The organism is Marinobacterium halophilum, from assembly GCF_003014615.1.
GTDB classification, from domain to species: Bacteria; Pseudomonadota; Gammaproteobacteria; order Pseudomonadales; family Balneatricaceae; genus Marinobacterium; species Marinobacterium halophilum.
In genome coordinates, this window is record NZ_PYGI01000002.1 from 209,318 (window position 1) to 224,603 (window position 15,286).

A 15,286-nucleotide genomic window follows, 5' to 3' on the forward strand; every position below is an offset into this window, starting at 1 on the left:
TCAGATTCTCCTGCCAGATGAGAGAGGCACCACACGCACGGTGCTGCCTTCGGTGATTTTGAGCGCATCGGCCACGTCCTGCGGCAGACCGACAACGTGCTTGCCGACTCCGTTAAGCGGCGTCATGCAGCAGCGGAACTCGTCGAAGCTGGTCGAACTGACCAGATACAGCTCGCCTTCCGGCTGCTCCGTGGTGATGTGTGCCCGCGAATAGCAGCTTTCATTGATGGCGCGGATATCTTCCATCCGCGCCACCAGCGTAGGACCACCATCAAAAATATCGATGTAACCGGTAAAGCGCAGACCTTCGGCTTCCAGCAGCTTGCGCGCCGGGGTCGTTGCCGGGTGCGTCTTGCCAATCGCAGCCTGGGCATCTTCCGGCAGCAGATTGATGTAGATCGGATTCTTCGGCATCAGCTCGGCGATGAACACCTTATCCATTGAGGACAGCTTGTCCGCCTCGCCAAAGTCGAGCGAGAAGAAGTGACGACCCACGCCTTCCCAGAATGGCGGTATCCCCTTGTCATCAGAATAGCCGCGCATCTCGGCCAGCATGTATTCATTGAAACGCTGCGGAAACTCCGCCATGAACATGAAGCGCGACTTGGACAATAGCGAGCCATGCTTGCTGTGGCGGGCATCCGGAGCCAGGAACAGCGTACAGAGTTCAGAATAGCCGGTGTGGTCGTTGCTCAGCGTCAGCGTATTAATCAGGTTACGCACGCCCAGTTCACGCGATGCATGCAACAGTGTCCCCATATGGTAGTTGTACCAGGGTTCACTCAGACCCACCGCGGACTCGATACCGCTGATACCGACAACTTCACCCGTGGTGGTATCTTCCATCACGAACAGGTACAGGGCTTCTTCCGGAATGCCGTCGTCACCCCAGGCTGCCAGCGCCGTTTCCAGCTTGCGCGCCACCTGCTCGTCATTGTCCTGCAGGGAGGTAAACCCCTGACCCGTTTTGCGGGCCAGTTCCCGCAATGCTTCATGGTCTGCTGCCGTAATCGGGCGAACTACCATCATGATCGATACCCCAGTCGTGATCGTCGCTGAATCACCCGGTGCCTGCTTGCGCACCGGGGTTCATCTTGAGAGTTTGATAAATGAGCCACTTATCAGTGGCGAAATACGGCTTGTGCCCGAGACGCAACCCGGTTGCTAGAGCCAGACCAGCTGGACGCAGTCGCCATTGCTCACATTGAGCACCTCGGCCTGCGCCGGCGTCAGCTCAGGCTGTTGCGCATCCACTTCGGCCAGCAGACAGCGGAAGTTTTCCAGCTGACCGTGGGCCACCAGCGCCAGCGCCTTGTCGCCTTCTTCATCGTCCGCATTCACCGTGATGGTGACCGAGCGTGATTCAACCAGACTCCGCAGGCGGTCGGTTTGGGCTTCAAGGGTCGGGCCTGCGTCAAAAATGTCCACATACCCGCGATAGCCAAAGCCTTCATCTTCCAGCAGCGCCTTGACCCTGGCCGCATCGGTGCGTGGCTGGCCAAGGGACTCGCGCGCAGCCTCGCTGAGCAGCGGCAAATACACAGGATGATGTGGCAGCAACTCGGCAATGAAGCCCTTGGAGTCGATGCCGGTGAGATAGTTGGCCTTGGCAAAATCCATGTTGAAGAAATGCTGCCCCAGGCTTTCCCAGAACGGTGATTGGCCGTTCGCGTCTACCACGCCCTGCAGCTCTGCGATAATGCGGCTGTCAAAACGCTCGCGGTGGGCCGCAATAAACAGCAGACGCGCGCGCGACAGCAGGTGCAGGTTGCTGCGCTGACGGTGCTCGCTATCCAGAAACAGCGTGCAGAGCCGTGAGGCACCGGTAAAGTCCTGACACAGGTGCAGCGCCGGAATGCGGTTATGGATCTGCAGCTCACTGGAGGCGTGGACCACCTCATTGATGCGATAACTGTAGAACGGCGATGCGATTCCCACCGCCGCTTCGATGCCGGATACCCCTACGATTTCACCACTGTGGCTGTCTTCCAACACGAAGTGGTAGCTCTCCTGCTCGGGACGGTTTACCGCCTTGCGCAGAGACTTCAGGGTACGGTCGATCAGCTCGTTCAGGTGATCCCGGTTGGCCGGCAGGGTGGTCAGGCTGCCGCCGGAATCTACCGCCAGCCGCTCCAGCCCCTGAAGGTCACGAAATTCAACCGGTCGCAATAACAGCATCAGTTCACTCCCAGCCAGCGACGGTCGTCACTGGTCGCCAGCTTCATCAGTATCAGCGCGCTCAGTTTGGCCCTTTCGGTCAGGCTGCTGACATACATGTATTCTTCGGCCGAATGGATCTTGCCACCGCGCACGCCCAGCGTGTCAATATTGGGAATTCCGGCGGCCGCCAGATTGTTGCCGTCACAGCAGCCACCGGTTGGCAGCCAACCAATGCTCATGCCCAGTTCGCTGCCGCAGTCACGTGCCAGTTCGAACAGTTTCTGATTGGCACCGCTGAGTTTTTTCGGTTTGCGCCCAAAACCGCCGTGCAGTTCGATCTGGATGCCATCGCGGGCATTGATATCGGCCAGCAGGCGGTCCAGCTGCTGCTGGCACCAGGCTTCATCATCTACCTGTTCCAGGCGAATATTGAAGCGTGAGACGCACAGGTCAGGCACGATATTGACTGCGCCGCCGCCCTCAATGAAGCCGGGGTTGATGGTGACGCCCTCGCGCTGACCGTTAAGATCATCCAGCGCCGTAATGAAGTCAGCCATGGCCCGGATCGCATTGCGTCCCAGGTGGTGCTCACGACCGGCGTGGGCCGCCTTGCCGCGGACAACAACGCTGAAATTGCCACTGCCCTTGCGCTCTCCGGCCAGATTGCCGTCCGGAAAGCTGGGCTCGTAGATCAGCCCCAGATGCACGCGTTCGGCGGCATCGGCAATCAGCGTCGCCGATGAGGGTGAGCCGATCTCTTCATCCGGGTTAAACAGAATTTCCCAGCCGATCTGATCGGCCCAGGGCGTGCGCTCCAGTGCCATCAAGGCATTGATCATCACCATCAACCCGCCCTTGAGGTCGGCGACGCCGGGACCGTTCAGGGTGTCTTCATCAAGCCAGCGCAGTTCCTGGAACGGATGGTCGACGGCAAACACCGTATCCATATGTCCACACAGGAACACCTGCAGCGGCGCGTCCGGGCGCTTGCGGATACGCACGGCATCCCCCAACGGAAAGGCTTCAAGCTCGCCCTGTGCATTGAGGTGTTGATAAGGTGCGACCGGGATGACTTCGACGTCGCCGCCCAGCGGTTGGCATAGCCGGATCAACATTTCACCCACTCGATTAACGCCGGCATGGTTCATCGTGCCGGAGTTGATTTCGGCCAGCGCTCGGGTGTTATCAAGCATCGGTTGGTGTTGTTCGTCCAGCCATGTCAGCCAGGAGGTAAAATCGTGGGTCATGCCTGCGTCCTGATAGTGGATGTCTTACGATTATGTCGCCTGAACGCAAGCAGGTCTGTCGAAAATGCGACCCCTTTTTTAACTTAAGGGGTCGCTACGGCCAGAACGGCCAGTCAGGAGAACGGAGGGATTAGCTGGCTTCAGCCGTGTTCAGCAGTTGAGCAACGGCCTGTTCCAGCTTGGCCATACCCGCATGAATGTCTTCATCAGGGATGATCAGTGACGGTGCAAAACGCAGCACGTTCGGGCCCGCCATCAGGATCATCAGCCCCTGTTCCCGCGCCGCTGCCAGGAACTGACCCGCCTGACCAGCCCACTCGTCGACCAGTTCAGCACCGATCAACAGACCCTTGCCACGAATCTCCTTGAAGATGTTGTGACGGGCATTGATCGCTTCCAGCGCTTCAACAAACAGCGCATTTTTCTGCTGCACACCGGCAAGCACTTCGGGACGATTCACCTGACGCAACACCTCGCCGGCAACAGCACAGGCCAGCGGGTTGCCACCATAAGTGGTGCCATGAGTACCCACGGAGAAGCTCGGCGCGACCTTGTCGGTCACCAGCATGGCACCCACCGGGAAGCCACCGCCCAGCCCCTTGGCAGAGGTCAGGATATCAGGGGTAACGCCGGTATCCATATAGGCGTACAGCGCGCCGGTACGGCCCATGCCGGTCTGAACTTCATCCAAAATCAGCAGTGCATTGAACTGGTCACACAGCTCGCGCGCACCACGGATAAACTCCGGATCAGCCGGGATGATACCGCCTTCGCCCTGAATCGGTTCCATGACGATGGCGCAGGTCTTGTCGGAAACCAGCTGTTTCAGTGCTTCAAGATCATTGAACGGCGTATGGTGGATACCGCCCGGCACCGGCTCGAAACCCTGGCAGTACTTGGGCTGGCCACCGACAGTCACGGTAAACAGGGTACGACCATGGAAAGACTGAACAAAGGAGATGATCTCGTTCTTGTCTGCGCCAAAGTGATCGCTGGCGTATTTACGCGCCAGCTTGAAAGCGGCCTCATTGGCTTCAGCACCGGAGTTGCAGAAGAACACCTTGTCGGCAAAGGTCTCGCGCGTCAGGTCCTGCGCCAGACGCAGCGCCGGTTCATTCGTGTAGACGTTGCTCAGGTGCCAAACCTTGTCGGCCTGCTCCTTGAGTACCTTGACCAGCGCCGGGTGACAATGTCCCAGACTGGTCACTGCAATACCGCTGGTCAGATCGATATATTCGTTGTCGTCCTGATCCCAGACACGACTGCCCTGGCCCCGCACCGGCACCATCTGCTGGGGGTTATAGTTGGGTACCATGACCTCGTTAAAAAGCGCGCGGGTAACCTGTGAAGTGCTCATATTGCTGCCTTACCTCGTGTGATCGCTCGACCTTGGCCCAGCGAACGGCTGTTTCTATCCAGCACTGCTCGACCACCTTGTCTGTGACCTCTGTGCCGAAACCAAATAACCATTATCAGCAAAAGTACGGAGAGATAACAGTCGGCAAATTTACATGGCGCGACATCCAGTTGCGCTATATTGACATTATTTACAATCAGGACTGAACAGATGCCAGCAAAACGATTACTCTCTGCCAACTGTCATGTTTCACGATCAACCGAGCGATAAGTGTGCTGTCCGAACCCCATACCACCTCTCCCGTCCGCATCGGCTTTTTGTTAATGCCCAACTTTTCCTTGATTGCATTTTCATCTGCAATCGAGCCGCTACGCATGGCCAACTGGGTATCCGGACAGACACATTACGAAACGCTGCTGGTCAGCCATGACGGCTTGGCCGTGCCCAGCAGTGCGGGCGTGCAAACCCTGGTCGATTACAGCCTCGAACAGATTCCAACCCTGGATGCGCTGTTTGTCTGCGGCGCCAGCCCCATTGCCCGCACCGGCAATGAGGAGGTCATTGCCTGGTTGCGCCGCCCCCGCAGCGGCCGGATGGCAATGGGCGGCATCGGCACGGGGTCGTATCTGCTGGCCTGCGCCGGACTGCTCAATGACTGCCGCGCCACCATCCACTGGTGGGATCTGGATAGCCTGCGCGAGGAGTTCCCGCAGACGCGCATGACCAACAATCTGTTCGAACTCGACAACAAGCGCTATACCTGCAGCGGCGGCACCGCCGCCATGGACATGATGCTGTCGCTGATTGGCCAGTTTCACGGCATGGAACTGGCCGCCGCAATCTCCGAACAGTTTGTCCATGAGCGCATCCGCTCCAGCGAGGATCCCCAGCGGGTTCCTCTGCGCACTCGACTGGGCATCAGCCAACCCAAGCTGGTAGAAGCGGTGCAGCTGATTGAAGCCAACATCGAAGAGCCACTGAGCACCGACGATCTGGCCCACCATGTCGGCATCTCGCGCCGCCATCTGGAACGGCTGTTCAAGCGCCACCTGAATACCATGCCATCCAAGTACTATCTCGAAATTCGTCTGGAAAAGGCACGACAACTCTTGCGCCGCAGCGACAAGCCGATTCTGCAGGTGGGCCTCGATTGCGGCTTTGCCAGCGCGTCCTATTTCAGTACGGCCTACCGCAATCACTACGGCCTTACCCCGCGTGAAGAACGCAAGCAGTTGGCAGAACAGGAGCCGGAACTGCCCGCCAACAGCGGCCTGAGCCGGTCAGTGCTCATGCCCGGCGGCTGATTGCCCCATCACTCTCAGGCGCGGGTCTTGGCCACGTAGGGTGATGTCATCGCCTGCAACAGCACCGGATAACTGACCCGAAACGCAACAATATCCCCGACCCGAACCGCATCAGAACCCACGTCCAGAATCATATGATCACTGCTGCCGCCCAGGATTCTGACATTGTCATCCAACGGCACCAGCTCCTCGATGGGAACATCCTGTTTGCCAATGGCCAGTATCGCACGGGTGTGATCGCCAATATCCTCGAATTCGGGCGTTTTACCGAACGCATCCATGCCGCGCTCACCCTCGGGCACAGATCCTTTGACCTGCACCTCAATCACTTCCGCTTCCAGCGTGAATATGTCGCCGTGCATGCCGGCAATCTGACCTCCCTGTGCGGTTTCACGCCCCAGCAACAGCGCTTCACCCAAGCGCAGATGACTGATACCCGCCGGCATATTGCCGTCCAGCAGCAACGACAACGAACTGGAGTTCCCACCTGATACAACGTCCACGACATGGCCCAGCTCGCGCGCGATACTGGCCTTGAGGTCGAGCAGCTGAGTCATCTTCTCTCGGGTCGGCAGAATGCCACCGTAGCAAGTGAGGTTGGTGCCAATACCGCACCAATCGATATTTTCCTGCTGCAGAATAAAGCGCCCACGCTCAAGCACATGCTGCGGCAACACGCCTTCGCGCAAATCACCCAGCTCCACCATCAGAATGATGCGGTGACGAACCCCGGCGGCCTTGGCCGCGTCTGACAACCTTGCGATGGTCGTCTGTTCGGACACCAGACTGGTATCCGCGTACTGAATAACGTCGGTGATTTCGTGCAATCCGGGAAGGCGCAGCAACAGTGTGCGACAGGCACTCGACAGGGATTTGACCTGTTTCAGATTCTCAATGCGGGAATCTGCAATTTCCGCGACCCCTTCACTGAGCAGAACCTTGACAATATCCGGGTGCGCACAGGTCGCCTTGGTGACCGGCGTCCAGGCGATCGGCCAGGCGCAGGAGCTAAAGAGGTTGTTCAGATAGCGCATATTGTCCCTGAGTTTCGATTCACTCCAGAGCAATCGGGGGAACTTGGCCACAGTCAGCTTCCTAATGGTTCACGAATAGTAGCAAATGAATATAAAAAAACCCGCTCAGGGCGCGAACCCTGAACAGGCTTGTAAGGTCGATCAGGGATCAGAACGGCGAGTGGGGTTTCAGATCACGCTCTTCGTCAATCACCGGCACGTCATCATCTTCACCCGGCTTGAGTTTCACAATCGAAAAGCCCGTGATCGCGTACATGATCGAGATGATCGGCACCGCAAAGTTCAGAATGGCGTAGGGCGCGTACTCCCAGGCGCTAACCCCCAGCGTTGCCAGAATAAAGACACCGCAGGTATTCCATGGAATGAACACGGAGGTAAGCGTACCGCCATCTTCCAGTGCGCGTGACAGGTTTTTGGAATGCAGACCCCGCTCACGGTACAGGCCGGAGAACATGCGTGCTGGCACTACGACAGAGATGTATTGCTCGGAGCACGTTGCATTGGTCAGGAAGCAGGAACCGATCGTGGTCGGTATCAGGGCTCGGGCCGACTTGGTCATGCCTTTCATCTTGTTTACGATCGCCTGCAACATGCCGGTATTCTCCAGCACACCACCGAAGGTCATCGCCACAATGGTCATCGACACCGTATACATCATCGAATCAATGCCACCGCGGTTGAACAGGGAGTCAATGACTTCGTTGCCTGATTCAATCACATACCCGTTCTGCAGGGCACTCATGGCGGTAGCGAGGCTGTCGCCCTGAATGAATATCTGGCACAGGAAACCGAGCACGACACCTACAACCAGCGCGGGCAAGGCCGGTACCTTCTTGGCCACCAGCAGGATAACTGTCAGCGGCACCAACAGCAGCCACGGGGAGATGAGAAAGCTTGCATCCAGCACGGTCAGCGTGGTGTTGATACGTGCCAGCTCGGCATCACCGGCGGTGAATCCGGTGCTGATATACCAGTACACGCCCAGCGCAATCAGCAGGCCGGGAATGGTGGTGTAGAGCATGTGCTGAATATGCACAAAGAGGTCAGTACCCGTCAGGCCTGATGCCAGGTTGGTCGTATCGGACAGCGGCGACATCTTGTCACCGAAGTAGGCACCGGTAATGACGGCACCGGCCACCATCGGCGCAGGAATACCCATGCTGATGCCAATACCCATACCCGCAATACCAATGGTCCCCATAGTGGACCAGGAACTGCCGATGGCGATGGACACCACAGCACACATCAGTGCGATTGAAACCAGAAACATCTCCGGACTCATCAACTGAAGACCGTAATAGATCATGGTGGCAACAACACCACCGCCCATCCATGAGCCGATCGCTAACCCTACAAGAATAATGATGACAACGGCCGGCAACGCCAGACGGATGCCCTTGTAGATGCTTTCTTCAATCTCCTCCCAGCTGTATCCCTGTTTTACAGCAACCAGTGCAGCAACGACGGTACCAAAGGCCAACGGAATATGGGGGGCGCCTTCAAGCACAACAATGGTGATCAGCATCACGATCACCATTAGAACAATCGGTGTGATTGCCAATAAAAATGGCATGGATCGGTTGTTTTGTGTCATGGATGTTCAACCTGTTTATTGTGATAATTTTCTGAAAATTCGCACATACATGTGCATTACATAAGCTTGACAGACCCGTTTTGTCGCAAGTGCGAAAAAGCATGTCGCATAGGAAAAACAAATTCGGCGGCGAATTCTATATCAGACACACATGAAGTGCTTGTCCGGAAGCAAGACAACTGATCGTAAAACCCCCGTCAGCGGATTCAAATCGTGATCAGCCCCTGCTGACCGCCACTGCACGCCCCCCTCGATAGCCCTTTCCGCAACTGACCTGCCAATCGGTGTTTTTTCAAAATATTGCGTCGTATCCAGACAATATTTTTTTGCCATCCTCCCCTACAGTAAGCCTGTGCCCAGAATCGTTCGGGGCTTTCCATATCGTTGCCTAACGGGAGTCGCGCATCATCATGAACGCCGGTCTGAAAACAGATATACACCAGGCTTTGTCACCCTTGGCCGAACATATAGCCAGCACCTTCTCTGCTGCTGAAGCCGAGGCGATCGAGCATTTCGCCCAGTATTTCTTCCAAGTCGCATCTGCCGATGACTTGAGCCAGAAAAGTACCGAGCGCCTGCTCGGGCCGCTGCTCTCCAGCTGGGAATTTGTGCAGCAGTATGATCGTAGTGCTCCCAAGGTACGGCTGTTCAATCCGGATCTGGAACAGCACGGCTGGCACAGCAGCCATACAGTCATCCAGCTGCTGTTCCCCGACATGCCCTTTCTGGTCGACTCGGTGCGCATGGCGCTTAACCACGAACAGATCGGTATCCACAGCATTTTCAACAGCGTGCTGCCCAGCCGCCGCAGCGGGCAGCAACTGGAACAGTTGTCGGCCGGTGGCGAAAGCGAGTCCTTCATCTATCTGGAAGTAGACCGCCAGACCGACACCGAGCGCCTGCGCCAGTTGCGCCACACTCTCAGCGAACTGCATACCCAAGTCGCTGCAGCCGTGCATGATTATGATGCCATGCGTAACCGCGCCGCAGAACTGGCCACCCAACTGCGCACCCGTGATGATGCAGACGCCCGTGAAGCGGCCGACTTTATCGACTGGCTCCAGGCCGACAACTTTACCTTTATCGCCTGCGACCAGCTTGATTTCGGCACCGAGGACGGCCGCTTTGTCGCCCAGCGCCAGCCCGGACAGGAACTGGGCACCTTACGTCTGGAGTCCGATGCAGAACGCACACGACGGTTCAACAGCCTGAGCGACGACGAGCAGCGCGCCATGCAGGACAGTGCTCCGCTGCAACTGGCCCGTTACAGCCGCCGCTCTCGCATCCACCGCCCCGCCTATCTGGACCTGGTGGTGGTCAAGCGCTTTGATGTTGACGGCCAGGTCTGCGGCGAACACCGTTTCTATGGTCTGTACACCTTGCCGGTCTACCGTGAGCGCCTTGAGCGCATTCCGCTGCTGCGCTGCAAGCTGTCGCGTCTGCTCGCGAACAGCGGCTTCAGCCCCAACGGGCACAGCGGCAAGGCACTGGTACAGATTCTGCACGAACTGCCCCGCGATGAAGTGCTGCTGGCCTCGGATGCAGAATTGCTGCAACTGTCGCGGGGCGTGTTTGACCTGCAGGAGCGCCGCCGTACCCGCCTGCTGATGCGCCGCGATACCTGTGGCAAATTCGCGACCTTCCTCTACTTCGTCCCACGGGACAGCTTCAACACGGAACTGCGCAGCCAGGTGCAGGACCTGCTGGCACGCGCCCTGAACACCACTGAAATCGATTTCACCACCTACTACAGCGAATCGATTCTGGCCCGCGTTCACTTTGTCGCCCGCATCCAGCCGGAAGCCCTGAACGAGCTAGACTTTGCCGCCATCGAGGCCGAAGTGGTCGCCATCTCCCGTTCCTGGAGTGATGACCTGCATCAGGCGCTGATCGATGAATACGGCGAAGCCCGCGGCAACCGCCTGTCCAACCAGTTCAGATCAGCCTGCCCGCCCGCCTACCGTCAGCACTTCAGCCCCGCCAAGGCCGTGTTCGACCTGGGGCACCTGGAAAGCCTGAGCAACGAGCGCACGATCGCCATGAGCTTCTACCGCCAGCTGGAGCAGAGCCGTGATGAGCTGCGCTTCAAGCTGTTTCTGCGCGACACGCCGCTGGTGCTCTCCGACGCCATTCCGGTGCTGGAAAATCTGGGCATGCGGGTACTGGGTGAACACCCGTACCGGTTGGATGCCGCCGACGGCAGCCGCTTCTGGATCCATGACTTTACCCTCAGTTGCCCTCAGGCCAACGCTATCGACCTGGATGAGGTACGCGACATCTTCCAGGAGGCCTTTGCTGCTATCTGGTCAGGCCTGGCCGAAAATGACGCCTTTAACCAGCTGGTCATCAGCGCAGGTTTGAACTGGCGTGAAGTCGCCATGCTGCGTGCCTATGCACGTTACAATCAGCAGACCCGTTTCGGTTTCAGTCAGAGCTACATGGCGGCCACACTCGTACGTCACTCACACCTGACCCGCCTGCTGGTTGCCTTCTTCCGTGCCCGCTTCGAGCCGCAACGTCAGACTCACGAGCGCAGCAGCGCCCTGACCGAGCGCATCCACCATAGCCTCTTGGACGCTCTGGAACAGATCGAAAACCTGAGTGACGACCAGATCCTGCGCCGCTACCTGGAGCTGATGCAGGCCACCCTGCGCACCAACTATTTCCAGCTGGACAACGCCGGTATGCCGCGCGAGTACCTGGCATTCAAGCTCAGCCCTGCTGAAATCAGCAACATGCCCAAACCCCGACCGGTGTTTGAAGTGTTCGTCTACTCCCCTCGCATTGAAGGCGTACATCTGCGCGGCGGCAAGGTTGCCCGTGGTGGCCTGCGCTGGTCAGACCGACTGGAAGACTACCGCACCGAAGTGCTGGGACTGGTCAAGGCGCAACAGGTTAAAAACGCCGTGATCGTCCCGATGGGTGCCAAAGGCGGCTTCGTGGCCAAACAGCTGCCCACCGGTGGCAGCCGCGAAGAGATGCAGGCCGAGGGCATCGCCTGCTACCGCATATTCATCAGTGCGCTGCTGGATATCACGGATAATCTGGAATCCGGCAGCCTGGTACCACCCGTGGACGTTGTACGTCATGACGACGATGACCCCTATCTGGTGGTTGCCGCCGACAAGGGTACCGCCACCTTCTCCGACATCGCCAACGCCATCGCCGCCGAGCGCAGCTTCTGGCTGGGCGACGCCTTCGCATCCGGCGGTTCTCAGGGCTACGATCACAAAGGCATGGGCATCACCGCCCGTGGTGCCTGGGAATCGGTCAAGCTGCATTTCAGCGAACAGGGGCTGGATACTCAGCGGGATGACTTTACCGTGATCGGCATCGGTGACATGGCAGGTGACGTCTTTGGTAATGGCATGCTGCTGTCGGAGCATATCCGTCTGGTGGCGGCGTTCAACCACATGCATATCTTCCTTGATCCCAACCCGGATGCGGCGACCAGTTACACCGAGCGTCAACGCCTGTTCAACCTGCCCCGCTCCAGCTGGGAGGATTACGACACGGCATTGATCTCCAATGGTGGCGGCGTTTTCTCGCGCAGCGCCAAATGGATTCCGCTCAGCCCCGAACTGCGTGAACGCCTGCAGATCGATGCCGAACGCCTGTCACCCAACGATCTGATTCGCGCCCTGCTCAAGGCACCAGTGGACCTGATCTGGAACGGCGGTATCGGCACCTACATCAAGGCCAGCCATGAAAGCCACGCCGATGCCGGCGACAAGGCCAGTGATCCCCTGCGTGTAGACGGGTGCGAACTGCGCTGCAAGGTACTCGGTGAAGGCGGCAACCTCGGAGCCACCCAGCTGGGGCGGATCGAATTCTGCCGTCACGGCGGCCGCGCCAATACCGACTTTATCGATAACGCCGGGGGCGTGGACTGCTCCGACCACGAGGTCAACATCAAGATCCTGCTGAACGAGCAGGTCGCCGCCGGTGATCTGACGCTGAAGCAGCGCAACAGCCTGCTGCGGGAAATGACCGATGAAGTGGCAACGCTGGTACTGCAGAACAACCGCGACCAGGCGCTGGCGATCAGCAATGCCGAACACCATGCCCGCCAGGCACCTGATGCCTACATACGCCTGATCCGTACACTGGAGCAGAGCGGCCGCCTGGACCGCGCGCTGGAGTTTCTGCCCGACGACGCGGAACTGGAAGCACGCAAGGCGCAGGGCGAACTGCTGACCCGGCCCGAGCTGTCTGTGCTGATTTCCTACAGCAAGTCCAGACTGAAAGAGGCCCTGATCGATTCGACGTTGATCGAGGATGCTCATATTCGCGCCACCCTGCTGACAGCCTTCCCGCCGAAGCTGCGCACAGCCTACCCGGAAGCCCTGTATAGCCACCGCCTGTGTCGTGAGATTTTGGCGACTCAGTTGGCCAATGCGCTGGTCAACCAGATGGGCATCACCTTTATTGACGAGCTGCAGCAGAGTACCGGCGCTGCCGCCGCCGATATCGTGCGCGCCTGGATCTGTGCACGCGACAGCCTGGGCGTCCCAGCCATCTGGCTGCAGATCCACGCGCTGGATAACCGGATTTCACCCGAGCTGCAGCAACAGCTGCGCACCAGCACCGTACAACTGTTGCGACGCACCACGCGCGGGTTCCTGCGCCAGAGCAGCACCGGCCTCAACACCGCCGAGCTGGTAGAGGAATATGGCACGGGCATGAACACCCTGCGGGACTTGCTGCCGCAACTGCGCGACCAGCTGCCCGGCCTTGAGGACAGCGCTCGACTCGAGCAGCTACTACAGGCAGGGGTTGATGAACAGTTATCTATCCAGCTGACCGCCATCGACCTGCTGGACCAGCTGTTGGGGGTTGTGATCGTGGCCAGCAGTAATCGCCAGAATCTTGAACTGGCTGCACGGATCTACTTTGACCTGACGCAACGGCTGGAACTGCCGGGCTTTGCCGCCACTCTGGCGCGGTTCAAGGCCGGCACACATTGGCAGACGCTGGCCATTGAAGGTCTGGAAGACCTGCTGACCAGCAGCCCGTTGAACATTTGCCGCCACCTGCTGACCCGCAGCGAAACGGTTGATGCTGACGCCCTGGCCGACTGGCAAAACCGCAATACCGCAGCACTGGAGCGCTGGCAGCAACTCTGCCGTGAAGCCCGCGGGCACGATGACGACATCGCCCTGCTCAGTGTCGCCGCGGGTGAACTCAAGGAACTCTCCACCTGCATGTAACGTTCAGGCCGCAGCCACCGTGCTGCGGCCCTTATCTGCCCTGACGACAACACCCGCACGAGATAATGCGATGACTTTATATCAGGACCTTGTTCACGCCGACCATCAACTGACCTTAAAACAGCTGGGCGAGCGCAGCTGGTGGGTTTTACGTACCGATCTGATCGCCGGTACACGACGCAGCAGCCAGCCACGAATCGTTTTTTTTGCGGACAGCGAATCCCGAGCCAGAGACTGGCTGGCGTCACGCAAACAACCTTTTTTCATGCACACCGAGTACCTTGCTGCACGGTGAGATGATAATTCACTGCACCGACCGAGCCGATATGAATTACGCACCATAATAGTGCATGATTTATATCGGCTGATCGGTGAACGTTTAACTGTCGCTAACTTCAAGGTTAATACCGGAAAATTCGGAAAAATAACCAAAAGATCATCTGTAAGCATTTGGTATAAATGCACCAGAAAAGCGCATTGGACTATTGCAGATTTAAGCCTTTGGCTATAAATTAGCCACCTGAATTCAGACCTCCCATTGAGCACACGAGATCCCATGACCGCTTACCATAACCTCGCCCAAGCCGATCACTGTTTTACCGTCAAACACGTCGCCGCTGACAGCTGGTGGATTCTGCGCACCGACCTGCCGACTCACGGCCGTCGCAGCAGCATCCCGCGCGTCGTGTTCTTCGGCACCAGCGAGGAACAGGTCAAGGCATGGCTCAGTACCCGTACCGAGCCGCACTTCCTGCAGCACTGAGTCTGAGATCTCCTGCGCTCAACGCCGAGCGCAGGAGATCTGATCAGCGTCCTGGCACACTGAGAGTCAGCTGTCCGTCTCGCTGCACCAGCTCCAGGTGCTGCATGAAGCTCATGCCCAACAATACAGTGTCATCCGGCATGAACGGACTGATGCTGGCCGGAACATCGCGCAACTCAATCCCTCCCAGCTGCACACTGTCCAACCGTGTCGCATACACACTGATGACGCCGTTGGCGGTCATTGTTTTCTGCTCAACACCCCGCGCCAAACCCAAGCGGGATGCCAGATGCTCAGGTACACTGACCCGTGTGGCACCGGTATCCAGCAGGAATGTCACCGGCTGACCGTTGATCCGGCCGGGAGCCACATAATGACCGGCACGGTTACGGTTCAGTACAACCTCACCACTGCCGCCTTCGACCAGGCTCAGGTGCTGATTGGGGTTACGCCGTTCACCGACAAAGCCGTTGAAATAGGTCGTCAACAATACCAGCAGCACCACCCACGTCATGTAGTGCATGCCTTTTGCCAGCGTGCGGCGTGTCTTGTCAGGGTCTTGATAATCCGACATCTCTGTATTCCTGTCCTCTGTATCCTTGAGACCGCACAATCTG

At 58.2% G+C, this 15,286-nt stretch carries 11 protein-coding genes; 4 read left to right on the forward strand and 7 right to left on the reverse strand.

Annotation, left to right across the window (positions count from 1 at the left end; all coding sequences use genetic code 11):
* From astA (CLV44_RS02345) to CLV44_RS02360, 4 genes are all read right to left on the reverse strand, one after another.
* Positions 1–1,029 (reverse strand): arginine N-succinyltransferase, encoded by a 1,029-nt coding sequence (astA, locus tag CLV44_RS02345; protein ID WP_106590550.1) that lies wholly within the window; start codon positions 1,027–1,029, stop codon positions 1–3.
* A gap of 135 nt (positions 1,030–1,164) precedes the next feature.
* Positions 1,165–2,178, reverse strand: coding sequence for an arginine N-succinyltransferase (gene astA, locus CLV44_RS02350; protein ID WP_106590493.1), 1,014 nt, complete (start codon positions 2,176–2,178; stop codon positions 1,165–1,167).
* Positions 2,178–3,407 carry a hydrolase gene (locus CLV44_RS02355; RefSeq protein WP_106590494.1) on the reverse strand — a complete coding sequence of 410 codons (1,230 nt, stop codon included), beginning with the start codon at positions 3,405–3,407 and terminating at the stop codon, positions 2,178–2,180. Before CLV44_RS02355 ends, astA (CLV44_RS02350) begins: the two co-directional genes overlap by 1 nt.
* 130 nt (positions 3,408–3,537) lie before the next feature.
* On the reverse strand, positions 3,538–4,764 hold the full coding sequence (locus CLV44_RS02360) for an aspartate aminotransferase family protein (RefSeq protein ID WP_106590495.1): 1,227 nt from the start codon (positions 4,762–4,764) through the stop codon (positions 3,538–3,540).
* Between the two features lie 272 nt (positions 4,765–5,036).
* Between CLV44_RS02360 and CLV44_RS02365 the strand changes: the two genes are divergently transcribed.
* The gene (locus tag CLV44_RS02365; protein ID WP_281257804.1) at positions 5,037–6,068 is read left to right on the forward strand and encodes a GlxA family transcriptional regulator; all 1,032 of its coding nucleotides are present in this window, start codon (positions 5,037–5,039) and stop codon (positions 6,066–6,068) included.
* Positions 6,069–6,082: 14 nt separating this feature from the next.
* Here the strand turns inward: CLV44_RS02365 and CLV44_RS02370 are convergent, their stop codons facing one another.
* Positions 6,083–7,153 carry an alanine/ornithine racemase family PLP-dependent enzyme gene (locus tag CLV44_RS02370; protein ID WP_106590497.1) on the reverse strand — a complete coding sequence of 357 codons (1,071 nt, stop codon included), beginning with the start codon at positions 7,151–7,153 and terminating at the stop codon, positions 6,083–6,085.
* 97 nt (positions 7,154–7,250) lie between these two features.
* Positions 7,251–8,696, reverse strand: a complete 1,446-nt coding sequence (gene nhaC / locus CLV44_RS02375) for a Na+/H+ antiporter NhaC (protein WP_106590498.1) — start codon at positions 8,694–8,696, stop codon at positions 7,251–7,253.
* A gap of 410 nt (positions 8,697–9,106) precedes the next feature.
* Between nhaC and CLV44_RS02380 the strand changes: the two genes are divergently transcribed.
* The 3 genes from CLV44_RS02380 to CLV44_RS02385 all read left to right on the forward strand — a co-directional run bounded on the left by CLV44_RS02380 (position 9,107) and on the right by CLV44_RS02385 (position 14,669).
* Positions 9,107–13,906, forward strand: a complete 4,800-nt coding sequence (locus CLV44_RS02380; RefSeq protein WP_106590499.1) for an NAD-glutamate dehydrogenase — start codon at positions 9,107–9,109, stop codon at positions 13,904–13,906.
* A 70-nt stretch (positions 13,907–13,976) separates the two neighbouring features.
* Complete coding sequence (locus tag CLV44_RS17200) at positions 13,977–14,201, forward strand: hypothetical protein (RefSeq protein WP_146139974.1); 225 nt, start codon at positions 13,977–13,979, stop codon at positions 14,199–14,201.
* 261 nt (positions 14,202–14,462) lie between these two features.
* On the forward strand, positions 14,463–14,669 hold the full coding sequence (locus CLV44_RS02385) for a hypothetical protein (RefSeq protein ID WP_106590500.1): 207 nt from the start codon (positions 14,463–14,465) through the stop codon (positions 14,667–14,669).
* A 43-nt stretch (positions 14,670–14,712) separates the two neighbouring features.
* Here CLV44_RS02385 and CLV44_RS02390 read toward each other — a convergent pair whose 3' ends face one another.
* Positions 14,713–15,243: a retropepsin-like aspartic protease family protein gene (locus CLV44_RS02390; protein ID WP_106590501.1), complete on the reverse strand. Its 531-nt coding sequence runs from the start codon at positions 15,241–15,243 to the stop codon at positions 14,713–14,715.
* Positions 15,244–15,286: the final 43 nt, after the last annotated feature.

Bases quoted from the DNA above. Each gene is read 5' to 3' on its own strand.
- astA (WP_106590550.1), bottom strand. From the start codon at position 1,029: ATGATGGTAGTTCGCCCGATTACGGCAGCAGACCATGAAGCATTGCGG.
- astA (WP_106590493.1), bottom strand. From the start codon at position 2,178: ATGCTGTTATTGCGACCGGTTGAATTTCGTGACCTTCAGGGGCTGGAG.
- CLV44_RS02355 (WP_106590494.1), bottom strand. From the start codon at position 3,407: ATGACCCACGATTTTACCTCCTGGCTGACATGGCTGGACGAACAACAC.
- CLV44_RS02360 (WP_106590495.1), bottom strand. From the start codon at position 4,764: ATGAGCACTTCACAGGTTACCCGCGCGCTTTTTAACGAGGTCATGGTA.
- nhaC (WP_106590498.1), bottom strand. From the start codon at position 8,696: ATGACACAAAACAACCGATCCATGCCATTTTTATTGGCAATCACACCG.
- CLV44_RS02380 (WP_106590499.1), top strand. From the start codon at position 9,107: ATGAACGCCGGTCTGAAAACAGATATACACCAGGCTTTGTCACCCTTG.
- CLV44_RS17200 (WP_146139974.1), top strand. From the start codon at position 13,977: ATGACTTTATATCAGGACCTTGTTCACGCCGACCATCAACTGACCTTA.
- CLV44_RS02385 (WP_106590500.1), top strand. From the start codon at position 14,463: ATGACCGCTTACCATAACCTCGCCCAAGCCGATCACTGTTTTACCGTC.
- CLV44_RS02390 (WP_106590501.1), bottom strand. From the start codon at position 15,243: ATGTCGGATTATCAAGACCCTGACAAGACACGCCGCACGCTGGCAAAA.